The 24,229-nt window shown below is 68.3% G+C and carries 21 protein-coding genes; 16 read left to right on the forward strand and 5 right to left on the reverse strand.

The genetic code is table 11. The features are described from left to right. Positions 1 to 2 precede the first annotated feature (2 nt). Entirely contained in the window at positions 3 to 1,112 is a 1,110-nt protein-coding gene (locus tag ACM9LZ_RS06830) for an S-(hydroxymethyl)glutathione dehydrogenase/class III alcohol dehydrogenase (RefSeq protein ID WP_416618817.1), read from the reverse strand. A 157-nt stretch (positions 1,113 to 1,269) separates the two neighbouring features. Here ACM9LZ_RS06830 and ACM9LZ_RS06835 point away from each other — a divergent pair, with 157 nt between their 5' ends. The 5 genes from ACM9LZ_RS06835 to ACM9LZ_RS06855 all read left to right on the forward strand — a co-directional run bounded on the left by ACM9LZ_RS06835 (position 1,270) and on the right by ACM9LZ_RS06855 (position 7,449). Further along, the gene (locus ACM9LZ_RS06835) at positions 1,270 to 2,148 is read left to right on the forward strand and encodes a LysR family transcriptional regulator (protein WP_416618606.1); all 879 of its coding nucleotides are present in this window, start codon (positions 1,270 to 1,272) and stop codon (positions 2,146 to 2,148) included. 172 nt (positions 2,149 to 2,320) lie between these two features. Further along, positions 2,321 to 3,910, forward strand: coding sequence for a PAS domain-containing sensor histidine kinase (locus tag ACM9LZ_RS06840; RefSeq protein WP_416618607.1), 1,590 nt, complete (start codon positions 2,321 to 2,323; stop codon positions 3,908 to 3,910). A 138-nt stretch (positions 3,911 to 4,048) separates the two neighbouring features. Beyond that, positions 4,049 to 5,122, forward strand: a complete 1,074-nt coding sequence (locus ACM9LZ_RS06845; protein ID WP_416618608.1) for a saccharopine dehydrogenase family protein — start codon at positions 4,049 to 4,051, stop codon at positions 5,120 to 5,122. Between the two features lie 175 nt (positions 5,123 to 5,297). Further along, on the forward strand, positions 5,298 to 6,800 hold the full coding sequence (gene amaB, locus ACM9LZ_RS06850) for an L-piperidine-6-carboxylate dehydrogenase (protein WP_416618609.1): 1,503 nt from the start codon (positions 5,298 to 5,300) through the stop codon (positions 6,798 to 6,800). 205 nt (positions 6,801 to 7,005) lie between these two features. Next, complete coding sequence (locus tag ACM9LZ_RS06855; RefSeq protein WP_416618610.1) at positions 7,006 to 7,449, forward strand: Lrp/AsnC family transcriptional regulator; 444 nt, start codon at positions 7,006 to 7,008, stop codon at positions 7,447 to 7,449. A gap of 20 nt (positions 7,450 to 7,469) precedes the next feature. Here ACM9LZ_RS06855 and ACM9LZ_RS06860 read toward each other — a convergent pair whose 3' ends face one another. Both ACM9LZ_RS06860 and ACM9LZ_RS06865 read right to left on the reverse strand, forming a co-directional pair. Then, on the reverse strand, positions 7,470 to 7,889 hold the full coding sequence (locus tag ACM9LZ_RS06860) for an organic hydroperoxide resistance protein (protein ID WP_416618818.1): 420 nt from the start codon (positions 7,887 to 7,889) through the stop codon (positions 7,470 to 7,472). A 342-nt stretch (positions 7,890 to 8,231) separates the two neighbouring features. Continuing rightward, on the reverse strand, positions 8,232 to 8,684 hold the full coding sequence (locus ACM9LZ_RS06865; protein ID WP_416618611.1) for a DUF4112 domain-containing protein: 453 nt from the start codon (positions 8,682 to 8,684) through the stop codon (positions 8,232 to 8,234). A 223-nt stretch (positions 8,685 to 8,907) separates the two neighbouring features. Between ACM9LZ_RS06865 and arsC the strand changes: the two genes are divergently transcribed. The 4 genes from arsC to ACM9LZ_RS06885 all read left to right on the forward strand — a co-directional run bounded on the left by arsC (position 8,908) and on the right by ACM9LZ_RS06885 (position 14,656). Next, positions 8,908 to 9,273 carry an arsenate reductase (glutaredoxin) gene (arsC, locus tag ACM9LZ_RS06870; RefSeq protein ID WP_416618612.1) on the forward strand — a complete coding sequence of 122 codons (366 nt, stop codon included), beginning with the start codon at positions 8,908 to 8,910 and terminating at the stop codon, positions 9,271 to 9,273. 102 nt (positions 9,274 to 9,375) lie between these two features. Next, positions 9,376 to 10,047 carry a DUF969 domain-containing protein gene (locus tag ACM9LZ_RS06875; protein WP_416618613.1) on the forward strand — a complete coding sequence of 224 codons (672 nt, stop codon included), beginning with the start codon at positions 9,376 to 9,378 and terminating at the stop codon, positions 10,045 to 10,047. Beyond that, positions 10,044 to 11,000, forward strand: a complete 957-nt coding sequence (locus ACM9LZ_RS06880) for a DUF979 domain-containing protein (protein WP_416618614.1) — start codon at positions 10,044 to 10,046, stop codon at positions 10,998 to 11,000. The genes ACM9LZ_RS06875 and ACM9LZ_RS06880 overlap by 4 nt, the downstream gene beginning before the upstream one ends. Positions 11,001 to 11,161: 161 nt before the next feature. Further along, positions 11,162 to 14,656 carry a hybrid sensor histidine kinase/response regulator gene (locus tag ACM9LZ_RS06885; RefSeq protein WP_416618615.1) on the forward strand — a complete coding sequence of 1,165 codons (3,495 nt, stop codon included), beginning with the start codon at positions 11,162 to 11,164 and terminating at the stop codon, positions 14,654 to 14,656. A gap of 46 nt (positions 14,657 to 14,702) precedes the next feature. Here the strand turns inward: ACM9LZ_RS06885 and ACM9LZ_RS06890 are convergent, their stop codons facing one another. Then, positions 14,703 to 15,620, reverse strand: coding sequence for a LysR family transcriptional regulator (locus tag ACM9LZ_RS06890; RefSeq protein ID WP_416618616.1), 918 nt, complete (start codon positions 15,618 to 15,620; stop codon positions 14,703 to 14,705). Continuing rightward, entirely contained in the window at positions 15,617 to 17,056 is a 1,440-nt protein-coding gene (locus ACM9LZ_RS06895; protein WP_416618617.1) for a coniferyl aldehyde dehydrogenase, read from the reverse strand. Before ACM9LZ_RS06895 ends, ACM9LZ_RS06890 begins: the two co-directional genes overlap by 4 nt. Before the next feature lie 216 nt (positions 17,057 to 17,272). Between ACM9LZ_RS06895 and ACM9LZ_RS06900 the strand changes: the two genes are divergently transcribed. From ACM9LZ_RS06900 to ACM9LZ_RS06930, 7 genes are all read left to right on the forward strand, one after another. Beyond that, complete coding sequence (locus ACM9LZ_RS06900; protein ID WP_416618618.1) at positions 17,273 to 17,686, forward strand: hypothetical protein; 414 nt, start codon at positions 17,273 to 17,275, stop codon at positions 17,684 to 17,686. A 20-nt stretch (positions 17,687 to 17,706) separates the two neighbouring features. After that, on the forward strand, positions 17,707 to 18,720 hold the full coding sequence (locus ACM9LZ_RS06905; protein WP_416618619.1) for a sterol desaturase family protein: 1,014 nt from the start codon (positions 17,707 to 17,709) through the stop codon (positions 18,718 to 18,720). Then, complete coding sequence (locus ACM9LZ_RS06910; RefSeq protein WP_416618620.1) at positions 18,701 to 19,294, forward strand: hypothetical protein; 594 nt, start codon at positions 18,701 to 18,703, stop codon at positions 19,292 to 19,294. The genes ACM9LZ_RS06905 and ACM9LZ_RS06910 overlap by 20 nt, the downstream gene beginning before the upstream one ends. 14 nt (positions 19,295 to 19,308) lie before the next feature. Then, positions 19,309 to 19,695, forward strand: coding sequence for a hypothetical protein (locus tag ACM9LZ_RS06915; protein WP_416618621.1), 387 nt, complete (start codon positions 19,309 to 19,311; stop codon positions 19,693 to 19,695). A gap of 65 nt (positions 19,696 to 19,760) precedes the next feature. After that, positions 19,761 to 21,332: a glycerol-3-phosphate dehydrogenase/oxidase gene (locus tag ACM9LZ_RS06920; protein ID WP_416618622.1), complete on the forward strand. Its 1,572-nt coding sequence runs from the start codon at positions 19,761 to 19,763 to the stop codon at positions 21,330 to 21,332. After that, positions 21,329 to 22,729 carry an FAD-binding oxidoreductase gene (locus tag ACM9LZ_RS06925; protein ID WP_416618623.1) on the forward strand — a complete coding sequence of 467 codons (1,401 nt, stop codon included), beginning with the start codon at positions 21,329 to 21,331 and terminating at the stop codon, positions 22,727 to 22,729. Before ACM9LZ_RS06920 ends, ACM9LZ_RS06925 begins: the two co-directional genes overlap by 4 nt. Beyond that, on the forward strand, positions 22,722 to 24,194 hold the full coding sequence (locus ACM9LZ_RS06930; protein WP_416618624.1) for an FGGY family carbohydrate kinase: 1,473 nt from the start codon (positions 22,722 to 22,724) through the stop codon (positions 24,192 to 24,194). Before ACM9LZ_RS06925 ends, ACM9LZ_RS06930 begins: the two co-directional genes overlap by 8 nt. The last annotated feature ends 35 nt before the right edge of the window (positions 24,195 to 24,229 follow it).

Consider the following 24,229-nt stretch of genomic DNA (forward strand, 5'->3'; position numbering starts at 1 on the left):
GATCAGAACACCACGACGGAACGGATGCTCTCGCCCGCATGCATCAGGTCGAACCCCTTGTTGATCTCCTCCAGGCTCAGCACATGGGTGATCATCGGGTCGATCTCGATCTTGCCCTGCATGTACCAGTCGACGATCTTCGGCACGTCGGTGCGGCCGCGGGCGCCGCCGAAGGCCGAGCCCTTCCAGACGCGACCCGTGACCAGCTGGAACGGGCGCGTGGAGATTTCCTTGCCGGCTTCCGCCACGCCGATGACCACCGACACGCCCCAGCCGCGGTGGCAGGCTTCCAGCGCCTGGCGCATGACCATGGTGTTGCCCGTGCAATCGAACGTATAGTCGGCCCCGCCATCGGTCAGGGCGACCAGATGCTGGACGATGTCACCTTCGACCTTCTTCGGGTTGACGAAGTGGGTCATGCCGAAGCGGCGGCCCCATTCCTCCTTCCGGTCGTTGATGTCGACACCGATGATCTTGTCGGCCCCCACCATGCGGGCCGCCTGGATCACGTTCAGGCCGATGCCGCCCAGCCCGAAGATCACGACGTTGGAGCCCGGCTCCACCTTCGCCGTGTTGGTCACCGCCCCGACGCCCGTGGTCACGCCGCAGCCGATATAGCAGGACGACTGGAAGGGTGCGTCCTCTCGGATCTTCGCCAGCGCGATCTCCGGCAGGACCGTGAAATTGGAGAAGGTGGAGCAGCCCATGTAATGATAGACCGGCGTGCCCTTGTAGCTGAACCGCGTGGTGCCGTCGGGCATCAGGCCCTTGCCCTGCGTGGCGCGGATGGCCGTACACAGGTTGGTCTTGCGCGACAGGCAGCTTTTGCACTGGCGGCATTCCGGGGTGTAGAGCGGGATGACATGGTCACCGGGCTTCACCGACGTGACACCGGCCCCGACCTCCCGCACGATCCCCGCCCCCTCATGCCCCAGGATGGAGGGGAAGATACCTTCGCTGTCGAAGCCATCCAGCGTATAGGCGTCGGTATGGCAGATGCCCGTGGCCATGATCTCCACCAGCACCTCGCCCGCCTTGGGGCCTTCCAGGTCCAGTTCGACGATTTCCAGGGGCTTCTTGGCTTCAAAGGCGACGGCGGCGCGGGTTTTCATGGGTATCGTGTCCCGATCGGCAAGGGTCAGCAGCAGGCACCCCGTCGCATGCGACATGGGACGGGACCGGCAGACTATAGCCGGAAAGTTCTGGCAACGATCATGCATTTCGGCAAATGATTATTGCACAGTTGGGATAATCAGGCCGGTCACGCGCATGGGTTCCTGGGACGGCATCGACAGTTTCATCGCCGTATGCGAGGCGGAGAGCTTCTCCGGCGCGGCGGCCCGGCTTGGGGTCTCCACCTCCCATGTCAGCCGAGAGGTCGCCCGGCTGGAGGACCGCCTGCAGGTGCGGCTGCTCTACCGCACGACGCGGCGGGTCAGTGTCACCGATGCCGGCCGCGCGTTCCTGGAACGCTGCCGGCGGCTGGTGGAGGAACGTGACGAGGCGTTCGCCGCCATCATTGAACGTGACGGGGCGGCACGCGGCCATCTGCGACTGACCTGCTCCATCGCCTATGGGGAGCGGTTCATCGTGCCGCTGGTCAACCGGTTCCTGCGCGATCATCCGCAGCTCTCGGTCGCCATCGACCTGACGAACCGGCTGGTGGACCTGGTGGGCGAAGGCTTCGATCTGGCCGTGCGCACGGGGGCGAGCCTGGATGACAGCCGGTTGATCGCCGTGCGGCTGGCCACCCGGCGGCGCTACCTCTGCGCCGCTCCCGCCTATCTCCGGCGCCATGGCGTACCGTGCAGCCTGGAAGATCTGGCACATCATGCCTGCCTGACGGGCACGGCGGACCTCTGGCATTTCAGCGAGGGGGAGCGTCTGATCGATTTCCGCCCCGCCGGCCCCTGGCGCTGCAACAGCGGATTCGCCGTGCTGGATGCGGCGCGGCAGGGGCTGGGCATCTGCCAGCTGCCGGATTTCTATGTCGAGGCCGATATGAAGGCCGGCACGCTGGTCAGCCTGCTGGACACCGCCCGCCCCCCCGCGGAAGGCATCTGGGCCGTCTATCCGCACCGCCGCCACCTGTCGCCCAAGGTGGCGCTGCTGGTGGAATATCTGAAACTGCATGTGGGGCGGATATGAGGGCGGATTGCCCGTCGCCCCTCCGGTCCGAAAGGGAGTTTCCATGCGGATACCCCTTTGCGGTGGAATATTAGAACTATCGGATGAATTGACCTGAATTGTCAGTGGCCTGAAATTCCGTCATCCTTCTCCATCCGGCCTGCTTCCTGGCCTCCGACTGGAAATCGATCTCTTGAATATTGCACCCTCTGGACAGTTCGCAGAGAATAGGGCTGGAGAACGCCATCTCCAGCTTTTGATCGAGTGTGTCACCGACTATGCCATTTACATGCTGGACCCGACCGGGATCGTCAGCAGTTGGAATGCCGGGGCCCAGCGTTTCAAGGGATATCAGGCGGCAGAGATCATCGGCCAGCATTTCTCCCGGTTCTTCACGCCGGAGGACCGGGAAGCCGGCATGCCGCAGCATGTCCTGGCCACCGCCCTGCGCGACGGGCGGTTCGAGGCGGAAGGCTGGCGCGTGCGCAAGGATGGCCGGCGTTTCTGGGCCAGCGTCGTTGTGGACCCCATCCGTGACGATGATGGCAGTCTGGTCGGCTTTGCCAAGATCACGCGCGATATCACGGAAAAACGGGAAACCCAACTGGCACTGGAAGAAGCGCGCGACGCCCTGTTCCAGGCGCAGAAGCTGGAAACCATCGGCAAGCTGACGGGCAGTGTGGCCCATGATTTCAACAATCTGCTCCAGGCCATCGGCAGCAGCCTGGAAATGATCGGCCAGCGTGCAGGCTCGCACCAGACGGATATCCACCGCCATCTGGGCGTCGCCCGATCGGCGCTGGAAACGGCCGGGGCCGTGACGCAGCGCCTGCTGGCCTTCGCCCGGCGTCAGCCCCTGCGGCCGGAACCGACCGACATGGCGCGGCTGGTATATGGGATGGCCGAACTGGTCCGCCGTTCCGTGGGGGAGATGGTGCGCGTTGAACTGTCCCTGGCCGATACCGGATGGATCTGTCAGGTCGACCCGCACCAGTTGGAAAGCGGCATCCTCAACCTGGCGCTGAATGCGCGCGATGCCATGCCGGGCGGCGGCACGCTGACCATCGCCACGGCCAATGTCACCCTGCCCCGCCGCATGCTGCCCGGACAGACCATCGAGGCCGGGGATTACCTGATGCTGTCCGTGTCCGACACCGGCATCGGCATGTCGGCAGACGTGCTGTCCCGCGCCGTGGAGCCCTTCTTCACGACCAAGCCCATGGGTCAGGGGACAGGCCTGGGCCTGAGCCAGCTTTACGGCTTCATCCACCAGTCGGGCGGCTTTCTGGAAATGGAAAGCCGCGAGGGGGAGGGCACGACCATCAAGCTTTATCTGCCGCGCCTGGCAGGGGGAATGCACCATGCCGCTCCGGGCGACGAAGTGGTGACACAGGCCCCGCCGCCCCCGCCACCGGTTCCGCAGGAACGGCCCAGCATCCTGCTGGTGGAAGATGAGGTGCTGATCCGCCTCGTCCTGGCCGAGGCGCTGACGGAACAGGGCTATCACGTGCATCAGGCCGGCAATGGCGAGGAGGCGCTGCCCATCATCTCTTCCGGCACGCCCATCGATGCCATGATCACCGATGTGGGCCTGCCCGGCATGAATGGCAGGCTGCTGGCGCAACTGGCCCATGCCCGCCGGCCGCGGATCAAGATCCTGTTCCTGACCGGCTATATCGACCGGGCCGACAGCGAGGCGTTACCCCCCGGCAGCGCCCTGCTGTGCAAGCCGGTGTCCATGGTCACCCTGCTGGCCCGGCTGCGTGCCGTCCTGTCCGGCTGAACGCCGCTGGCGGTTTGTTCGAATATCCGTCGGATCGCCGTCAAATTGCCTGCATATCGACAGATCGCCGCCTTCCGACCGGCCGCCGCCCCCGTCACCATTCCCTTCAAATCCATCCAAGGGAACGAACGGGGACACATGATGAAGAACATCCTGTTGCTGGGCGCCGGCAAGATCGGCATCGCCATCACCCTGCTGCTGCGGCGCACGGGCGAGTACAAGGTGACCGTGGCCGACCATAGCGCCGCCGCCCTGAAGCGCTTCTCGGATATCGGCGTCGATACGCTGGAACTGGATATCAATGACGGCCCGGCCCTGCGCCGCGCCATGGAAGGCCAGTATGCGGTGCTGAACGCCCTGCCCTTCCACACCACGGCGACGGTCGCCTATGGCGCCTATGATGCCAGCATCCATTATTTCGACCTGACCGAGGATGTGGCCAGCACCCGCGTGGTGAAGGAAGTGGCCGCCAAGGCCAATTCCGCCTTCGTGCCGCAATGCGGCCTGGCCCCCGGCTTCGTTTCCATCGCCGCCCACGGTCTGGCAGCGGGATTTGACAGCCTGCGCGACGTGCAACTGCGCGTCGGCGCCCTGCCCCGCTATCCGACCAACGCGCTGAAATACAACCTCACCTGGTCGACCGACGGGCTGATCAACGAGTATCTGAACCCGTGCGAGGCGGTGCAGGATGGCAAGAATGTCGAGTTGCCGCCGCTGGAGGACCTGGAGGAATTCGCGCTGGAAGGCATCACCTACGAGGCGTTCAACACCTCGGGCGGCCTGGGTTCCCTGACCGAGACGCTGGCCGGCCGGGTGGAGAACCTGACCTACAAGTCCGTGCGCTATCCCGGCCATTGCGCCATCATCAAGCTGCTGGTCGAAGACCTGCGGCTGGCGCGCCGCCGCGACCTACTGAAGGAGGTGCTGGAGGAAGCGCTGCCCATCACCATGCAGGACGTGGTGCTGGTCTTCTGTACCGTGTCGGGCAAGCGCCATGGCCGCCTGGAACAGGAAAGCATCGTCCGCCACATCCATGGCGAGGAGGTGGAAGGCCAGTTCCTGTCGGCCATCCAGATGAGCACGGCCGCCGGCATCTGCGCCATGCTGGACCTGCACGCCGCCGGCCACCTGCCGGCCAAGGGCTTCGTCCGCCAGGAACAGATGCCGCTGGACCTGTTCCTTTCCAACCGCTTCGGGAAGGTCTATGCGTGAGGTTCGGGGGCTGTTTCCTGCCTCTTTACCGTCCTTCCCGCGCAGGCGGGGATCCAGCGTGAGGATGACGGTAGAGAAAGCTGGAACGAAGTGCCCCGGCGTCTCACAAAGGCGGGAATACCCTTCCCGCACAACAAGAACCACCCAGCCGATCCAGATACCGGAGTCCTGCCCCATGTCCGATACCGCCGCCCTCCTTTCCCGCCTGGGCATCGCGCATCTCGTCGCGGACGGCGACATCGTTTCCCGCTCCCCCATCGACGGGTCCCGCCTGGGTGCGGTGAAGGCCCATTCGCCTGCACAGGTGGATGCCGCCCTGGCCCGGTCGGCCGATGCCTTCAAGGCATGGCGCACCGTGCCGGCACCGCGCCGGGGTGAACTGGTCCGCCTGCTGGGGGAGGTGCTGCGCGAGCATAAGGCCGACCTGGGGGCCCTGGTCACGCTGGAAGCCGGCAAGATCGTCCAGGAAGGCCTGGGCGAGGTGCAGGAAATGATCGACATCTGCGACTTCGCCGTCGGCCTGTCGCGCCAGTTGCATGGCCTGACCATCGCATCGGAACGCCCGCGGCACCGCATGGTGGAGACATGGCAGCCGCTGGGGCCGGTGGCCATCATCACGGCCTTCAACTTCCCCGTCGCCGTCTGGGCCTGGAACGCAGCACTGGCGCTGGTCTGCGGCGACCCCGTCATCTGGAAGCCGTCGGAAAAGACACCGCTGACGGCGCTTGCCACCCATGCCCTGTTGGAAAAGGCCCTGGCCCGGTTCGGCGACGCGCCGGAAGGCCTGGCTCAGCTTCTGTTCGGGCTGCGCGACGTGGGGGAACGCATCGCCGCCGACGGCCGTGTGCCGCTGGTCAGCGCCACGGGCTCCACCCGCATGGGCCGGGAACTGGCACCGGTCGTCGCCGGGCGGTTCGGCCGGTCCATCCTGGAACTGGGCGGCAACAATGCCATGATCGTGACGCCGTCGGCCGACCTGAAGCTGGCCGTGCGCGCCATTCTGTTCGCTGCCGTCGGCACGGCGGGCCAGCGCTGCACCACCCTGCGCCGCCTGATCGTCCATGCCGACTGCTATGACAAGGTGGTGTCGGCGGTGAAGAATGCGTTCGCCGCCATCCGGCCGGCCGACCCGCGCGAAGCCGGCACCCTGATGGGGCCGCTGATCGACAAGGCGGCGTTCGACGCCGTTTCGCGCGCGCTGGATACGGCGCAGAATCAGGGCGGCACCGTCCATGGCGGCGGCCGGGCCCTGGCCGACCGTTTCCCCGATGCCTGGTATGCCTATCCTGCCCTGGTGGAGATGCCGGCCCAGACGGAGATCGTCCGCCACGAAACCTTCGGCCCCATCCTCTATGTCCTGCGCTATGAGAGCTTCGAGGACGCGGTGGCGATGCAGAACGACGTGCCGCAGGGCCTGTCCTCCAGCATCATCACCCGCGACCTGCTGGAAGCGGAGCGCTTCCTGGCGCCCAACGGCAGCGATTGCGGCATCGCCAATGTCAATATGGGGCCCAGCGGGGCGGAAATCGGCGGCGCCTTCGGTGGCGAGAAGGAAACGGGCGGCGGGCGCGAGAGCGGATCGGATAGCTGGAAGCAGTATATGCGCCGCCAGACCTCCGCCATCAATTACGGCACCTCCCTGCCGCTGGCCCAGGGGATCGAGTTCCCCGAACTGTGATGCATGTGGGGATCAGGGCGGGGGCGTCGCGCCCGTCCTGATCCCCCGTCTTCACAGATTCTGTTTCACTGCCGTTTCCAGCCTTACCACACTCATCCCGGCGAAGGCCGGTATGACGGTTGGTGAGAACAGGAAACGCTGGTGATACGACCCGCGCGATTTGATAACGAGACCTGATAAGACACCCCCAGCCAGGACCCCGCCCATGGATGCCGCCGACGCCCAGCAGGATGCCATCGATACGGCGCTGCTTTCCCTGCTGAAGGCAAATGCGCGCGAACCGGCGGCCTCGCTGGCCCGCAAGCTGGGGCTGGCAAGGTCGTCGGTCCAGGCGCGCATCGCCCGGCTGGAACGGCTGGGCATCATCCAGGGCTATACCCTGCGTCAGGACCCCGGCAGCAGCCGGACGATCCGGGCCTATGTGCTGCTGTCCACCAACCCCAAGATGCTGGCCCGCATCGTGTCAGAGGTGAAGCGCATCGCAGAGGTGGAAAGCCTGTCGGCCATCAGCGGCACCTATGACATGATGGCCGTGGTCGCGGCGCAGTCGGTGCAGGAGATCGACCGGGTGCTGGACCAGCTCGGCCAGCTTGCGGGCGTGGAACGCACCATGTCCTCCCTGGTGCTGTCCGACAAGTTCCGCCGCTGACAGGTGCCGGTCCCCCCCTATCACACGATCACCGTGTCGACCGTGATATTGCCCTTCGTGGCGTGGCTGTAGGGGCAGACCTTGTGGGCACGGGCCGTCAGGTCCTCCGCCGCGGCCCGATCCAGGCCCGGCAGGCTGACATTCAGCGTGACGGTCAGACCGAACCCCTCGCCATCATCCCGCGGACCGATGCCGACATTGCTGGTCACGGAGACGGTGGCCGGCACGGCGATCTTGTCGCGGCCACCCACGAATTTCAGCGCGCCGATGAAACAGGCGGCATAGCCGGCGGCGAAAAGCTGCTCGGGATTGGTGGCGCCACCGGCCCCGCCCAGCGCCTTGGGCGCCGCCAGCGCCACATCCAGCAGCCCGTCATCGGAGACGGCCCGGCCGTCGCGCCCACCGGTGGCCGTGGCCGTCGCGGTATAGAGAACCTTCATGATCATCACTCCTCTTCGCAAGGGGGCGCCCCGGGCCCGGCGGGCCATTGGAGGGTGCCGTTGTCGTGAGGAGAACATCGCACACGATCTAATCGTTCGCAACATATTATATCGCGCACGATTTGATCGCTTGATATGCATTATCGGCGTTTGACAGGATCAGGGGCTGGGGTGGACGGCCGCGGGGAAAGCAGGCCGGGTTGAAGGCGGCCTGTGAGACACCCTTCCCGGCGGCCGTCCGATGGTCATGCCGATGGGGGCACGACCATCGGGCCTTCCGGCCGGCCTTCCGTCAGTGGAAGGGCCTGACGCCGGCCCTTGCGGGATGGGGGGTCGCCTGGATCACAGCCGTTCAGCCGTTCCGTCGACCACGCCGCCGGGTCCCCTCTGCGGACGCCGGAACGGGTGGCCGGCATCCAGGTGGCCGGACAGCAGCTTCACATTGCGGTCATTGGCCCGGAAGAACATGTCGCCCAGCCAGCCGACGACGGGTACGGCGCTGATGGCGGCATCGATCAGCACATTGCCGGCCATGCGGGCACACAGGCCCCGCGTGGCCCCCAGCCGCGCAGCCTCCAGGATCAGCCAGGTCGAAAGACCCGTGGTGGTGACCAGGCCCACGCCGGGGATCAGGTTCAGGGGCGCATCCAGCCCCACGCGCCAGCCTAGCACGGGCAGGCGCACTACACTGTCAAGCAGCCGTGCCGTGCGCTCCAGCCGGCGGCGCAGGCGCCAATGCTGGTCCCTGTAGGCCTGCCAGGCGGGATCGGTCCATACCGATAAATCTTCGCCCATGACGGCCCCTTCATGACCAGCCCGGATGCCGACGCGCCGGCATAGCGGGCCAAAAGACGCAATGTCGGGGCATCTGGGATGCCCACCCCTTCCGGTCAAGGGCCGGCGGACCGGCATCCGCCCCTTTTTCAGGCATTCCCCCGCAGCACTTCTGTTGCGCCGCCGGCTCTGGCATTCATGCGAGGGTATAAGGAAACACATCCTCCGGCAGCAGGAAGCCCCCATGACCAAGGTCACGATCTATCACAATCCGGCCTGCGGCACGTCGCGCACCACGCTGGCCATGATCCGCAACAGCGGGGTGGAGCCGACGATCATCGAATATCTGAAGACGCCGCCCGACCGCGCTACCCTGGTCCGGCTGATCGCCGCGGCCGGTCTGACCATGCGCGAGGCGATCCGCCAGAAACAATCCATATATGGCGAACTGGGGCTGGATGATCCGGCGGTTTCCGATGAGGCGCTGATCGACGCCATGCTGGCCCATCCCGTCCTGATCAACCGCCCCATCGTGGAAACACCGCTGGGCGTGCGCCTGTGCCGGCCGGCCGACAGGCTGGTGGAAATCCTGCCCGCCGCCGGGGCCTGACCGGCAAACCGGCGTCCCTTGCCCCCTCCCCCTGAACCCGCTGGCATTTCAGACCGGCCGCAGGCACCCTTGCGCGCTTGTCCAACAAGGTGGGGGGGCGCCATGTGGGTGCTGCTGGGCGTCGGCGTCGTGGTTCTGGGGTTCATCCTGCGGCTCAACCCCCTGCTGGTGATTGCGGCGGCGGCCATCGTCACGGGGCTGACGGCGGGCATGGACCCGGTCAGCCTCATATCGGCCCTGGGCCGGGCTTTCAATGACAACCGCTATGTCAGCCTGGTCTGGATCGTGCTGCCCGTGATCGGGCTGCTGGAACGGGAAGGCCTGCAGGAACTGGCGCGCGGCCTGATCACACGGGTGAAGGGTGCCACGCCGGGCCGGCTGCTGCTGGGCTATTTCATGGCCCGGCAGGCGCTGGCGGCCGTGGGCCTGACCTCCGTCGGCGGGCATCCGCAAACGGTCCGCCCCCTGCTGGCCCCCATGGCGGAGGCGGCGACGGAGGCACGGCGCGGCCCGCTGGACGCCGACACCCGCCATCTGATCCGCGCCCACAGCGCGGCGGCTGACAATATCGCACTGTTCTTCGGCGAGGATATCTTCCTGGCCATCGCTTCCATCCTGCTGATCAAGGGCTTTCTCGAACAGAACGGCGTGATGGTCGAACCTTTGCAGCTTTCGCTCTGGGCCATCCCGACGGCCATCGCGGCGCTGGGTGTGCATGCCGTGCGGCTGCGCATGCTGGACCGGCGCCTGGGTGTGGCAGGGATCCGCGCATGATCGGGCTGCATGAAATTTACATCGTGGGCGGACTGTTCTTCGCCGCCTGCGCCCTGCTTGGCCTGCGCGACCGGGACAACCCCCGTCGCTGGCTGAACGGCCTGTTCTGGGGCGGGCTGGCCCTGTCCTTCCTGGCCGGTGATGCGCTGGGCGATTTCGGCAACGGGCTGCTGGTCCTGGCCATGGTGGCCGTCGGCGCCGCCGGCCTGGGACGCGGCGGCGTGGCGACGACGGGACCGGCAGAACGCCGGGAACGCGCCCAGCGGCGCGGGGCGAAGCTGCTGCTTCCGGCGCTGGTCATCCCGGCCACGGTGCTGGCCGGCACCCTGGTCTTCAAGCATCTGACCATCGGCGGCGTGGCCCTGGTGGAAAGCCGCCACGCTACGCTCGTGTCCCTGACGCTGGAGGTGCTGCTGGCGCTGGGCCTGTGCCTGGCCTGGCTGCGCCCGGCCCCCGCCGTGCCGCTGCAGGAAGGCCGGCGGCTGCTGGACGCCGTGGGCTGGGCCGCCATCCTGCCGCAGATGCTGGCCTCGCTCGGGGCCGTCTTCGCGCTGGGCGGGGTGGGTCAGGCCGTGGGCACGCTGGTCGGCGAATGGCTGCCGCTGACCACGCCGCTGGCCGCCACGCTGGCCTATTGCCTGGGCATGGCGCTGTTCACCATCGTCATGGGCAATGCGTTCGCGGCCTTTCCCGTCATGACGGCCGCCATCGGCCTGCCGCTAATCGTCGGCCGGTTCGGCGGTGACCCGGCCGTGATGGGGGCCATCGGCATGCTGTGCGGCTTCTGCGGGACCCTGATGACCCCCATGGCCGCCAATTTCAACATCGTGCCGGCCGTGCTGCTGGAACTGCCCGACCGCAACGGCGTGATCAAGGTCCAGATCCCCACCGCCCTGCCCATGCTGCTCATCAACACCACCCTGATGTATATCCTGGCCTTCCGCGCCTGGTAGGCCGGTGGGCGGCGCCCCCGACCACCGGCTACATGACGCGCCACCCGCCAGCGCGTAGACTATCCCGTCCCGGCCATGGGCGCACGACCCGTGGGCGTGCAGAGGGTCATGCTCCATGGCCCTTGATTGAGGTTCAAGGGTTCAGGTTCAGGGGTTCAGGCATGTCGAGCTGGCCGGTTCTGGGATTGGCGTTGAGCTATCTGGCGACCCTGTTCGCCATCGCCTGGTGGGGCGACCGTTATGCCGCGCGCCAGCCGGAGGTCCAGGAACGCCGCGCGCCACTGCTCTATGCCATGTCGCTGGCCGTCTATTGCACGTCCTGGACCTTCTATGGCGCCATCGGGCGGGCGGCGGCCAGCGGCTGGGATTTCCTGCCCATCTATGTCGGCCCGATCCTGATCTTCTCCCTGGGCAGTCCCATCCTGGTGAAGATGGTGCGCGTCGCCAAGGCGGAGAATGTCGTCTCCATCTCCGACTTCATCTCCGCCCGCTATGGCAAGAGCCGGGCGCTGGCGGCCCTGATCACCGTCATGGCCGTGACCGTCGTGCTGCCCTATTTCGCCTTGCAGCTCAAGGCCATCACGATCAGCCTGGAGGCGCTGGCCGGCGATCCCTTCGCCAACCGCATGATGGCGATCCCGGGGGAGACGACCTTTCTCATCACCTGCGCCATGGCACTTTTCGCCATCCTGTTCGGCGTGCGCAACATCCATGCGAACGAGCATCATCGCGGCCTGATGATGGCCATCTCCTCAGAAAGCATCGTGAAGCTGGCGGCGGCCTTCATGGTCGGCGGCGTCATCGTCTATGCCGTGGCCGACGGTCCGGCCGGCGTTTTCCGGCGCGCCATGGAGCAGCCCGACCTGGCCGGGCTGCTGACCCCGAACCTGGGGTTCGGCTGGTGGGCCATGACGCTGCTGGCGGCGCTGGCCATCCTGTGCCTGCCGCGGCAATTTCATGTGACGGTGGTGGAGAACACCCATGTCGGCGACATCCGCACGGCAAGCTGGCTGTTCCCGCTCTATCTGGTGGCCATCAACATCTTCGTGCTGCCCGTGGCGCTGGCCGGGCTGATGATGTTTCCCGATGGCAGCGTGAATGCCGACACGTTCCTGGTGACGGTGCCGCTCAGCCTTGGGCATGACTGGATGGCCGTGCTGGCCTTCATCGGTGGCCTGTCGGCGGCGACCAGCATGATCATCGTCGGCGCCGTGGCCCTGTCCACCATGGTCTGCAACGACCTGATCGTTCCCATGCTGATGGGCTGGCCCGCGGCCATGCGCCGCTGGCACGACGATCCCAAGCCGATGCTGCTGACCGTGCGGCGGCTGGCCGTCGTGGCCCTGCTGGGCATGGCCTATCTCTATTATCTGATGATCGGCACCACCTTTCCGCTGGCCACGATCGGCACCGTGTCGTTTGCCGGCGTGGCACAGTTCGCGCCTGCCCTGCTGATGGGCCTGTTCTTCCGGCGGGTCACGAAGGCGGGGGCCATCACCGGGCTGGTCACGGGTTTCGGCGCCTGGATGTACACGGTGCTGATTCCGTCCTTCGCCGTGGCCGGGCTGATCCCCGGTGACATGATGGACCGGGGGCTGTTCGGGCTGGGCTGGCTGGCGCCGGCGGGCCTGGGCGGCATCCACGATGTCGACACGCTGGCCCATGGCGCCGTGATCAGCCTGGGGCTGAACCTGTTCATGATCGCGCTCGTCTCCGGCATCACGGGACAGTCGGAACTGGAAAAGCAGCAGGCCCGGCGTTTCGTGTCCATGCGCCACGACGCGCGCGACGGCCCGTCCCCGTCGCGCGGTGCGGCGCTGGCCGACCTGCACGGGCTGGCCGCCCGCTATGTCGGCGCGGCCCGCGCCGACGCGGTCTTCCGCGACCTGGTCCAGGCGCGCGCGCCGGATGTGGAACGTTTCGAGGAAGGGCTGCTGGAACGTATCGATGACGAGGCGATCCGCGCCACAGAGTGGCTGCTGGCCGGTGCCATCGGCTCGGCATCGGCCCGCGTCGTGGTGGCCAGCCTGCTGTCGGACCGCCACCTGTCGCGTTCCGACGCCCGGCTGATCATTGACGAGGCGTCGCGCGCCATCCTGGACCAGCATGTGCTGCTGCGTTCCACGCTGGAGAATGTGGGCAAGGGCATCTGCGCCGTGGACAAGGATTTCCGCCTGCGCCTGTGGAACCGCCGCTTCCTGGAGATGCTGGACGTGACCGAGGCCATGATCAAGGTCGGCACCCCCATGGGCGAGCTTGTGGCCTATCTCCAGGGCCGGGGGGAGTTCGGCGAGGAGGGGGAGGTCGAAACCCTGTTCGCCCGCCGGCTGGACCCCCGGCGGCGCGAGATGCCCGACAGTTTCCACCGCACGCGGCCGGACGGATCGGTGCTGGAAATCACATCCAACCCCCTGCCCGACGGCGGGTTCGTCGCCGTCTATACCGACGTGACGGAGCGCCACCGCGCAGCCGAGGCTTTGCGCGCCGCCAATGAAGGGCTGGAACGCGGCATCGCGGAACGGACGGTCGATCTGGCCGCCGCCAAGTCGGAGGCCGATCGCGCCAACCAGGCCAAGACGCGCCTGCTGGCCGCTGTCAGCCATGATCTGCTGCAACCCCTGCATGCCGCGCGGCTGTTCATCTCCGCCGCCCTGGACCGGGGGCCGGACGCGCTGGTCAACCAGGCCGACGCGGCCCTGCGGTCGGTGGAACATTTGCTGGGCGACCTGCTGGACATCACCAAGCTGGATACGGGCGTGGTGAAGCCCAACCGCACGCCCGTATCCATCGACGACGTGTTGCGCCCGCTGACCGACGAACTGGCCGTGGTGGCCAAGCGCCACGGGCTGGACCTGCGCTGGGTGCCCTGCCGGGCCAATGTGGACACCGACGCCGTGCTGTTGCGGCGCATCGTGCAGAACCTGCTGGCAAACGCCCTGCGCTACACGCCGCGGGGGCGTATCCTGGTCGGCTGCCGGCGTCTGCCCGGCGCGGTGCGGGTGGAGGTCTGGGACACCGGCCCCGGCATCCCGGAGGAGAAGCAGCGCGAGATCTTCCAGGAATTCCGGCAGTTGGGCAACGGGCCGGGGGACCGCGACAAGGGGCTGGGCCTGGGGCTTTCCATCGTGGAACGGTTCGCGGCCATCCTGGAGCATCGTGTCGGCCTGCGCTCCACCGTGGGCAGGGGAAGCTGCTTTTCGGTGGAGGTGCCGCTGGCCACCCGCGCCGCGCTGCCGCAGCGCCAGACAGCCGGCGCCAGCGTCGCGGGCCTGGAAGGCACGCTGGTCTTGTGCGTGGAGAACGAGCCCGCCATCGCCCAGGCAACCATCGCCCTTCTGTCCGGCTGGTCTTGCGAGGTGGTATGGGGCCAGACGGGGGCGGCCGCCCTGTCGGCGCTGGGCGACCGGGTGCCCGACATCGTGCTGACCGATTTCCACCTGGACCATGGGTTGAGCGGCCTGGAATCGCTGACGCTGATCCGTACCCGTTTCCCGTCGCTGCCTGCCGCCGTGATCACGGCCGACCGCAGCGACGGGGTGAAAGACAGTGTGGCCGCCGCCAACTGCCGCATCATCTACAAGCCCGTGCGCCCCGGCGCCCTGCGCGCGCTGCTGTCGCACATGCTGGCCGAAAAGCGCCGGGAACGGGCGGCATAGGCGGCCTGCGCGCCCGGACCTGCATTCCCGGCGGCGGCCCGCAAGCCTATGCCGTCCCGGCCGCCAGTCCTTGCGCGGTATCCCGCAGCACCTTCACGAAGGCCGTGACGGCGGCACTCTGGCTGCGGTTGCGCAGCAGGTGGATGCCGTCATTCGTCTGCTCCCCGCTGCCCATGGGATAGGCGGTCAGGTCGCCGTCGCGGCAGGCGCCCAGCGCCAGCGAACGCGGCACCACCGTGATGGCCGGCCCCTGGCGCACCACCTCCAGGCAGGCCAGCGTGCTGTCCAGTTCATAGTCGGGAAAGCTGCGCTGGGCGATGCGGGCCCGGATGGCCGGGGCGAAGCGGTGTTCGCTGCCCGGTGCCGGACGCGGCAGGGCCCAGGGGCGCTCCACGATGGCGGCCTTGCGGTCCCGCCCGCCGGGCAGCGGGTGGGCCGTGGCCGCGATGATCATCAGCGGCTCGCGCGGCAGGGCCGTCACCACCACCTCGTCAGCATAGGCGGACCCGTCGAACTTGCTGATGTCGCAGACCACCAGGTCCAGCGACCGGTCCACCAGCCCCTGCAGAAGCACGTCGGACGTACCCGACGTGACCGTGACCCGCACGCCCGCATGCGCCGCCCCGAACCGGCCGATGGCACGGGTCAGCAGGGGCTGCAGCGGATAGGGTCCGACACCCACCCGCACCGTGCCCGATCCCGGCCGGCCCAGCTGGTGCGCGGCGGCGTCCAGGTTGCCGGCGGCGGCCAGCACGTCCTGAACGGGCCGGATCAGCCGGTCGCCGGCATCGGTGGGCCGCACATAGTGGGTCGTGCGGTCGAACAGCACGGCCCCCAGCTCCTCTTCCAGCTTCTGGAGACTGCGCGACAGGGCCGACTGGGTGATGGCCAGCTCGTCGGCCGCGCGCGCGAAGCTTTGCAGGCGGTACAGTGCCTCGAAATGCTGCAGGCGGCGCAGGTTCATGATCCACCCCCGATGAACAGCCGCGTGACCAGCCGCACAAGCCGGCCATAGGGGGCCGCCACCATGTGCGAGGCGTTGAAGCGCCCCATGCGCAGCACGGCCCGCGCATGCGACAATTGGCGGAATCCCTCGCGCCCGTGATAGGCTCCCATGCCGCTCTCGCCCACGCCGCCGAAGGGCAGGTCCTCCTGCCCCACATGCAGCATGGTGGCGTTCACCGTCACCCCGCCCGACCGCGTGCGGTCCAGCACCTCAGCCACCTGCCTCTCGTCCCGGCCATAGCAATAGAGCGCCAGCGGCTTGGGCCGTTCATTGACGAAGCGCACGGCGTCCTCCACCCGGTCATAGGGGACCAGCGGCAGGATGGGGCCGAATATCTCCTCCCCCATCACGGCACTGTCGGCCGGCGGGTCGATCAGCAGCGTGGGCGGGAACAGCCGGCGGCCCGCGTCACCGGGATCGGCATGGCGCCGTACCCCGGCCCCGGCCGCAACGGCCCCTTCCACCAGCGAGACCAGCCGCGCGTAATGGCGGCCCGTGATGATGCTGGTATAGTCGGGATTACCCGTGATGGCGGGATACATGCGCTCCGCACAGCGCAACATGGCCGCGGCGAAACCCGCCATCTGCGCGCGCGGGACCAGCACGTAATCGGGCGCCACGCAGGTCTGGCCGGCATTGAAGAACTTGCCCATGGCGATGGTGCGCGCCGCGCGGTCGGGGTCCTGGCCCGGCAGCAGCAGCACGGGCGACTTGCCGCCCAGTTCCAGGGTGACGGGCGTCAGGTTGGGGGCCGCCGCCTGCATCACGGCCCGCCCGACACCCGTCGACCCCGTGAAGATCAGATGGTCGAAGGCCAGCCGGGAAAAGGCCTGCGCCACCCCGGCACCCCCACGCACCACGGCCACCTGGTCGGGCGCGAACAGCCCGGCCAGCAGCCGTTCCAGCAGTTCCGCCGTGCGCGGGGCCAGTTCGGATGGCTTGATCATCACCCGGTTGCCGGCTGCCAGCGCATCCACCAGCGGCCCCAGCGTCAGGAACAGCGGATAGTTCCAGGGCGACAGGATGCCCACCACGCCCAGCGGCTGATATTCCACCCGCGCCGACGCCGGGCGGAAGGCCAGCCCCGGCCGCCGCCGCTCGGGCCGCATCCAGGATTTCAGATGGCGGCGCACATGCCGGATGCCGTTCATCAGCGGCAGAAGCTCGCCCAGTTCGGTTTCCTGGCGCGCGCGGTTGCCGAAATCGGCGCTGACGGCGGCGATCATCGCCTCCCGATGGGTGCGAACCAGACCGGCCAGGGCATCCAGGGATTGCCGGCGGGCCGCCAGGTCGGGGGGATTGGCCGCCAGCACGGCACGGCGCTGGGCGGCCAGCAGCCCTTCCAGGTCGGGTGGCGCGGTCTCTTCCACGGGTTCCCCGGTACGCATGTTCATGATCCCCCCGTACCCGTTTGCGCTGATCACGCCCGATCACCACGCAATGCCCACCGCGCATCATGACAATCGCGCATCGATTACCGGCGCGGCCACCATACAGGGACGGCCATGGCTGCGGACCTACGCATCAGGAATGAATTGATGAGATTTTGGCAAGAAGCGGTTCGCAGTCCGCCGCCTTATGATCCCTCCGGTCTGAAAGGGCGAAACCCCATGACACTTCTTTATCTGATTGCAGGCAGTGCTGCCTCCATCCTTTTCATCACGGCATTGCATCATTGGCTGGGGCGAAGCGACAGCCCGCGCCTGCCCGACACTGCGACAGCCATGCGGCAGTTCGCCGACCTGATGCCGGATGAGAAGGCGACGGGCGCCACCTTGTCGGCTGATGGCGGATCGGCCCTGCTGGATCTGGATATGCGGGACCGGCTGGGGTTGCTGCTGCCCATGGGGCAGTTCTGGGTGGCGCGCCGCCTCCATCCGGCCGATATCGCGGGCTGGGCCATCCGCGACAGTGTCCTGACCCTGCGGCTTGCCGATTTCACGACGCCCGCCTTCCGGCTGGCCTTTGCCGACGCCGCGACGGCCGCGCAATGGCGCCAGCGCCTGGACAGTTTCAAACCCTGACCTCACCCGCGGGGGATTTGATGCCCGACAATCTGAGCTTTCCCGACGTCGCCACCCTGGCCAGCCCGCTCTATCTGCTGCTGCTGGTGCTGGAACTGGTGCTGATGCGCCTGCATCTGGTGCGGGCGCATTACGAAACGCGCGACAGCGCGGCCAGCCTGACCATGGGGTTGGGCTATGTCATCACGGGGCTTCTGTCCGGCCTGGCGATCGGGGGTGCCATCTCCGCCGCCATGTTCTGGGCCTATGGCCACCGGCTGTTCGATCTGGGCACCTCCGTCTGGGTCGTCGCCGCCTGCTTCCTGATCGACGACATGCGCTATTACTGGGCGCACCGCTTCATGCACCGCATCCGCTGGCTCTGGGCCTCGCATGTGGTCCATCATTCCAGCCAGCATTTCAACTTCGCCACCGCCCTGCGCCAGCCCTGGACCAGTGCGGTGACGGGGATGTTCGTGCTGAAGCTGCCGCTGGCCTTCCTGGGTTTCCACCCGGCCATCCTGATCTTCGTATCGTCGCTCAACCTGCTGTACCAGTTCTGGGTGCATACCGAATCCATCGGCCGCATGCCGCGCTGGTTCGAGGCGGTGATGAACACGCCCTCGCACCATCGCGTGCATCACGGGTCCAATCCCCGCTATCTGGATGCCAACTATGCCGGCACGCTGATCGTCTGGGACAAGCTGTTTGGCACCTTCGTGCCTGAACTGGACCGCGAGCCCGTGAAGTACGGGCTGGTGCATGACCTGGGCACCTTCAACCCGCTGCGCATCGCCGTGCATGAATATGTCGGCATCTTCAAGGACCAGGCCCGGCGGGGGCTGCGCCTGCGGGACCGTTTCATGTACCTGTTCGGCCCGCCGGGCTGGAGCCATGATGGCAGCCGCGACGATACCGACCGGATCAAGGCCGCCTATCTGCGCCGCCATCCCGATCAGGCGGGCACGCCCGGCCTGCCCGCCCCGGCCACCGCCCCGCCAGCGCCTGCGCGCCTGCTGGGGGAGGAGGTGGCCGATGCTGCTGGCAGCCAGTGATGCGCTGCTGGCCCTGGCCTGCCTGTGGGCGGCCTGGACCCTGACAGGTCGGGCGGGGCCCGCGCCGGGGCCCGTGCGGCTGCTGGCGCTGGCCATAGCCGCCCTGGCCGTGCCGTCGGCCGCCGGGGCCGCGCGGTTCGGCGGGGTTCAGGCCCCCTGGCTGGTCAGCCTGCATCAGGGGGCGTCGGACCTTTACGCCCTGCTGGGTTTCGCCACCGTGGCCGCAGCACTGTTCATGCTGCCCAACCCACGGCGCTGGCCACTGGTGACCGGGGTCGCCATCCTGATGGTCGCCGCCCTGGCGCTGGCCGGACAGAAGGCCCTGGTCGGGCCGCTGGCCAGCCTGTTCATCCTGGCCGCCACGGTACGGCTGATGGCGGGGCGGCCGGGACAGGCCCGGCTGTGGCTGGGCCTGTCGATGGCGGGCATGGTGGGTGCGGCCCTGACGCGCGTACCGGGCCTGCTGGCACCGGATGCCCGCATCATCGGGCTACATCTGGGCCTGATGCTTTGGGTGGCGGCGCTGGCCGCCGGGATCGCCCGCCTGCCTCCGCGACCACCCGCCCAACCGTGACGGAGAGCGCACCCATGACCCGTGCCGCCCGCTCGCTGCGCCTGTTCGCGCTCTATCTGGGCGTCAGCGGTCTGGTGCTGCTGCTGCTGCCCAACCTGCTGCTCACCACGCTGGGACTGGCACCGACGCAGGAACCCTGGATCCGCGTGCTGGGGATCATCGTCTTCAATCTGGGGCTCTACTATCATGCCGGGGCCGATGGTGCCGCCTTCCAGCGGATCAGCATCGTCACCCGCCTGATCGTCCTGGCCGGTTTCGCGGGCCTGGTGCTGGCCGGGCTGGCCCCGGCTCTGCTGATCCTGTTCGGTCTGGTGGATGCCGCCGGCGCCCTCTGGACGGCCCTTGCGATCCGCCGGGACGAACAGGCTGCACCAGTTCTTTCCCAGAACGCATCACCATAGAAGCGGCAATTCCCATACGGTCTGACGACGCCAAGATTTCGTATGTCAGGGAAGGGAACGGGAAGATGGGGGCGAGCCTGAACGCCGGTGACCGCGCCGCCTGCTTCGCCCGGCTGGAAGGCGAGGTTTTCGATCTTGCCATCATCGGGGCGGGCATCACGGGGGCCGGCATCGCCCGCGACGCGGCCCTGCGCGGCCTGTCGGTCGCCCTGGTCGAGGCACAGGATTACGCCGCCGGCACCAGCAGCCGGTCGTCCAAGATGATCCATGGCGGCCTGCGCTATCTGGCCCAGGGCGATGTGGCGCTGGTACGCGAAAGCGCGTCGGAACGCCAGGTGCTGCGCCGTATCGCGCCGCATCTGGCCCGGCTGACGCCCTTCGTCATCCCCACCACCTCGCTGGCCATGCAGGCCAAGCTGCGGGCGGCGCTGTGGAGTTTCGAGAAGCTGGGCGCCGTGCCCGCCGCGGAGGGGCATGAGGTCTGGAACCTGACCGAACTGGCCCGGCGGGAGCCGCTGCTGCGCCGTGACCGGCTGAACGGGGCCGTGGCCTATCCGGAATTTCTGACCGACGACGCCCGCCTGACGCTGGCCAATGTCCGTTCCGCCGCGGCGGCCGGGGCCGTGGTGCTGAACCATGCCCGCGTCGAACGGCTGGTGGAGGAAGGCGGCCGGGCCACAGGCCTGCTGGTGCGCTCCACCCTGGCGGGCGAGGACAACAGGGGCGCGCATCTGCGGGCGCGCACCATCGTGAACGCCGCCGGTCCCTGGGTGGATGGGATCCGGGCGCTGGCGGCGGGAGATGGCAGCCCCCGGCTCGCCATCTCCAAAGGCATCCATCTGGTTCTGCCCCGCGCGCGCCTGCCCGTGGAGTCCACACTGATCCTGCGGGCGCCGGACAAGCGCAACATCTTCGCCGTGCCGCGCGGGGACTTCACCTATCTGGGCACCACGGACCAGTTCCATCCCGGCGTGGATTACTGGCCGGAGATCGGGCGCAGCGATATCGACTATCTGCTGCGCGCGACGGAAACGGCGCTGGACGTGCCGCGGCTGCGCGATGCCGACATCGTATCGCTGTGGGCCGGCATCCGCCCCCTGATCGGGGAGGCTGGCAAGAAGGCGACCGAGGTGTCGCGCAAGGACGAGATGTGGACGGGCCCCAGCGGTGTCATCGCCATCGCCGGCGGCAAGCTGTCAGCCTACCGCGCCATGGCGGCCCGCATCGTCGATGCCGTGGCCGGGCGACTGGACCGGCGCGTGCCCGCCTGCGCCACGGCCGACCAGCCCCTGCCCGGCGGGGACCGCGCCATCGGCGGCGATGACCGGCTGGACCGGCTTTATGGCACCGAAGCCGCCGCCATCCGCGCCGGCGGCGGTGGCGTGGCGTCGGAGGCGGCCCACGCCGTGCGCCATGAAGGGGCGGCGACGCTGGAGGATTACTGGGTCCGGCGCAGCGCGCGTGCCTGGTTCGACCGGGGGGCCGGGCGCGAGGCGCTGGCCCCGGCGGCCGATACCATGGGTGCCCTGCTGGGCTGGAACGCGGACCGCCGCCGGGCCGAAATTGACCATTGCCTGCAATTGGACAGGAACAGCCGCCGGGCACTGGACCCGGCGCAGGGGGGATCTGAAGGATGAACATCATGACGGCCCTGGCCGAACGGATCGGCCGCGAAAAGGTTCTGGGCGACGCCGACAGCGTGCGCGCCCGCCGCTACGATCAATGGTGTGTGAAGCATCTGCGCGACTGGCGCGGGCAGGCGATACCGGCCCCCGGCATCGTGGTCCGCCCGGCCGACGTATCGGACGTGCGCCAGGTGGTGCTGTTCGCCAATGAACACCGCCTCCCCCTCATCCCCTTCGGCCTGGGGTCCGGCGTCTGCGGCGGGATCGAACCGGCGGGCGACAGCATCCTGCTGGATATGGGTGCCATGGCCGGCGTCCGCTTCATCGACGAGACGAACCTGCTGGCCGGCTTCGATGCCGGCATGAACGGCATGGCGGCGGAAGAGGCGGTGGCCGCCCGGGGGCTGACCATCGGCCATTGGCCGCAATCCATCGCCATCAGCAGCGTCGGTGGCTGGGTGTCCACCCGCGCATCGGGCCAGTTCTCCACCGCCTATGGCAATATCGAGGACATGATCCATTCCATCGAGGCCGTGCTGCCCAATGGCGACATCGTCACGCTGGGCAAGGCGCCGCGCGCCGCGGCCGGACCGGACCTGCGCCATCTGCTGATGGGGGCGGAAGGCACCCTGGGCGTGATCACGGGCGTCACCCTGTCGCTTCGCCGCGCGGCACCGGCCCGGCAATGCGCCATATTCTATGCTGCGGACATGGACGCCGGCTTCGAGGCGCAGCGCCGCATCATCCAGGCCGACTGGAAGCCCCCCGTGATGCGCCAGTATGACGGGCGGGAGGTGCGCCGCCTGTTCAAGGATTTCCAGCGGGACGGCAAGGCCATGCTGCTGCTGGTGCATGAAGGCCCGGCGGAGCGGGTGGCCGCGGAAGTGCCGGCCGTCGCCGCCATCGCCCGTGATGCGGGGCTGGAGGCCGGCGATCCCGCCGCGGCCGAGCAATGGCTGCAGCGCCGCAACCATGTCCCCACCTGGCGCGACATGTTCGAACGCGGCTATGTAGCCGATACGGCCGAAATCTCCGGCACCTGGACGCAGATCGGCGCCATCTACCGCGACGTGATCGCCGACCTGAACAAGGTCGACGGGGTCATCAACGCCTCTGCCCACAGTTCCCATGTCTACCGGTCCGGGATTAATCTCTATTTCTCCTTTGCCGCCACGTTCGAGGATACAGCGCGCATGGAACCGGCCTATTTCGAATGCTGGCGGCGCATCATGGAGGCGACGGCCCGCCATGGCGGCGGCGTGGCCCATCACCATGGCGCCGGCCGGCTGCGCAAGCCCTATCTGGCCCATGACCTGGGCACGGCCGGCATCGACCTGCTGCGCCGCGTCAAGGTGGCCATCGATCCCAACGGCATCATGAACCAGGGGAACCTCATCCCCGATGCCTGAACTGCTGCTGGCCCTTGATTGCGGCACGACCGGTGCCCGCGCCCTGCTGGTCGACCCGGCAGGAGCGGTGCTGGCCACCGTCAAGCAGCCCATCGCATCGCACTTCCCGGCACCGGGGCGGGTCGAACAGGATGGGGAACAGGTCTGGTCCATCTGCCTGTCCGTCATCGGCCGGGCCCTGGAGCAGGCGGGGCGTTCCATGCGCGACGTGGCCGCCATCGGCGTGACGACACAGCGTTCCAGCACCCTGGTGTGGGACCGGGCCAGCGGCCGGCCGCTGGCCCCGGTGCTGGTCTGGAGCGACCTGCGCGGCATGGCGCGCTACAAGCAGCTGCGCGCGGCCGGCTTTACGCTCTGGCCGCAGGTGCCGGCGGCCAAGCTGGAGGCGGCGTTGGAGATGGTGCCCGAAGCGCAGGCCCGCATGGCGCGCGGGGACCTGTGCTGGGGCACGCTGGACAGCTACCTGATCCACCGCCTGTCGGGCGGGGGGGCCCATGTCACCGATGTCGGGTCGGCCTGGCTGTCGGGCTATATCGACTATCCCGACCGCGCCGCCTGGAACCGCGCGCTCATCGCCCATCAGGGGCTCGATGGCGGGATGTTCCCCGCCATCGCCGACAGTTGGGGGCCGCTGGGCACGGGCGATGCCGGGGTCCTGGGCGCGCCGGTGCCCATCACCGCCGTCCTTGCCGACCAGCAGGCCGGCATGCTGGCCCATGGCGGGCTGGCGGCGGGAACCTGGAAGGCGACCTACGGCACCTCGGGCGTCGTCATGGCCTCCGCGGGCGCGCGGGCCGTCAGCCCGCATCGCACCGTGCCCATCCAGGCCCTGGCCCGCGTGGGGGGCGAGGTGTCCTGGTGCGTGGAAGGCATGGTCATCACCTGTGGCGCCTTCATCACCTGGCTGTGCGGGGAAATGGGGATGTTCGCCGATGCCGCCGCCCTGTCGGATGCCGCGGCATCTGTTCCCGACACGCGCGGCATCGTGGTCCGCCCGTCGCTGCAGGGGCTGGGGGCCCCGCACGGACGCTTCCATGAACGCGCCCTGATCGCGGGCCTGGATGCCGGGGGCGGACGGGCGCATGTGGCGCGCGCCGCGCTGCAGGGCATCGCCTTCCGGTTCAAGGAGGTGGCGGACACCATCGCCGCCACGCCGGGCCTGACGGTGCCCGACCATTTCCCCGTCGATGGCGGGGTGGCCGCCAGCGACGCGCTGATGCGGATGCAGGCCGACGCGCTGGGCCGCCCCGTGCGCCGGCACAAGGTGCGGGAGGCGACGGCCTATGGTGCCGCCATCGCCGCCGGGCTGGGTGCGGGCGTGCTGACCCCCACCGACCTGCCCCGCTTCGCCCGGTACGAGGCGGAATTCACCCCTGCCATGGGCCGGGATCAGGCCGACGCCGCCTATCGTGCCTGGGCGCGGGTGGCCCTGGGTGGCGATGGCGTTACCGCGCCCCCCGTGTGAAGACGCGACCCAGACATCCTGTTCAAGGCGCTATT

This window comes from Niveispirillum fermenti (assembly GCF_048066175.1).
Classification (GTDB): domain Bacteria; phylum Pseudomonadota; class Alphaproteobacteria; order Azospirillales; family Azospirillaceae; genus Niveispirillum; species Niveispirillum fermenti.

Coding starts and splice junctions, on each gene's coding strand:
- ACM9LZ_RS06925 (WP_416618623.1), top strand. CDS start 21,329: ATGAACATCATGACGGCCCTGGCCGAACGGATCGGCCGCGAAAAGGTT.
- ACM9LZ_RS06900 (WP_416618618.1), top strand. CDS start 17,273: ATGACACTTCTTTATCTGATTGCAGGCAGTGCTGCCTCCATCCTTTTC.
- ACM9LZ_RS06905 (WP_416618619.1), top strand. CDS start 17,707: ATGCCCGACAATCTGAGCTTTCCCGACGTCGCCACCCTGGCCAGCCCG.
- ACM9LZ_RS06845 (WP_416618608.1), top strand. CDS start 4,049: ATGATGAAGAACATCCTGTTGCTGGGCGCCGGCAAGATCGGCATCGCC.
- ACM9LZ_RS06835 (WP_416618606.1), top strand. CDS start 1,270: ATGGGTTCCTGGGACGGCATCGACAGTTTCATCGCCGTATGCGAGGCG.
- arsC (WP_416618612.1), top strand. CDS start 8,908: ATGACCAAGGTCACGATCTATCACAATCCGGCCTGCGGCACGTCGCGC.
- ACM9LZ_RS06915 (WP_416618621.1), top strand. CDS start 19,309: ATGACCCGTGCCGCCCGCTCGCTGCGCCTGTTCGCGCTCTATCTGGGC.
- ACM9LZ_RS06855 (WP_416618610.1), top strand. CDS start 7,006: ATGGATGCCGCCGACGCCCAGCAGGATGCCATCGATACGGCGCTGCTT.
- ACM9LZ_RS06880 (WP_416618614.1), top strand. CDS start 10,044: ATGATCGGGCTGCATGAAATTTACATCGTGGGCGGACTGTTCTTCGCC.
- ACM9LZ_RS06890 (WP_416618616.1), bottom strand. CDS start 15,620: ATGAACCTGCGCCGCCTGCAGCATTTCGAGGCACTGTACCGCCTGCAA.
- ACM9LZ_RS06930 (WP_416618624.1), top strand. CDS start 22,722: ATGCCTGAACTGCTGCTGGCCCTTGATTGCGGCACGACCGGTGCCCGC.
- amaB (WP_416618609.1), top strand. CDS start 5,298: ATGTCCGATACCGCCGCCCTCCTTTCCCGCCTGGGCATCGCGCATCTC.
- ACM9LZ_RS06860 (WP_416618818.1), bottom strand. CDS start 7,889: ATGAAGGTTCTCTATACCGCGACGGCCACGGCCACCGGTGGGCGCGAC.
- ACM9LZ_RS06895 (WP_416618617.1), bottom strand. CDS start 17,056: ATGAACATGCGTACCGGGGAACCCGTGGAAGAGACCGCGCCACCCGAC.
- ACM9LZ_RS06920 (WP_416618622.1), top strand. CDS start 19,761: ATGGGGGCGAGCCTGAACGCCGGTGACCGCGCCGCCTGCTTCGCCCGG.
- ACM9LZ_RS06910 (WP_416618620.1), top strand. CDS start 18,701: ATGCTGCTGGCAGCCAGTGATGCGCTGCTGGCCCTGGCCTGCCTGTGG.
- ACM9LZ_RS06875 (WP_416618613.1), top strand. CDS start 9,376: ATGTGGGTGCTGCTGGGCGTCGGCGTCGTGGTTCTGGGGTTCATCCTG.
- ACM9LZ_RS06830 (WP_416618817.1), bottom strand. CDS start 1,112: ATGAAAACCCGCGCCGCCGTCGCCTTTGAAGCCAAGAAGCCCCTGGAA.
- ACM9LZ_RS06885 (WP_416618615.1), top strand. CDS start 11,162: ATGTCGAGCTGGCCGGTTCTGGGATTGGCGTTGAGCTATCTGGCGACC.
- ACM9LZ_RS06865 (WP_416618611.1), bottom strand. CDS start 8,684: ATGGGCGAAGATTTATCGGTATGGACCGATCCCGCCTGGCAGGCCTAC.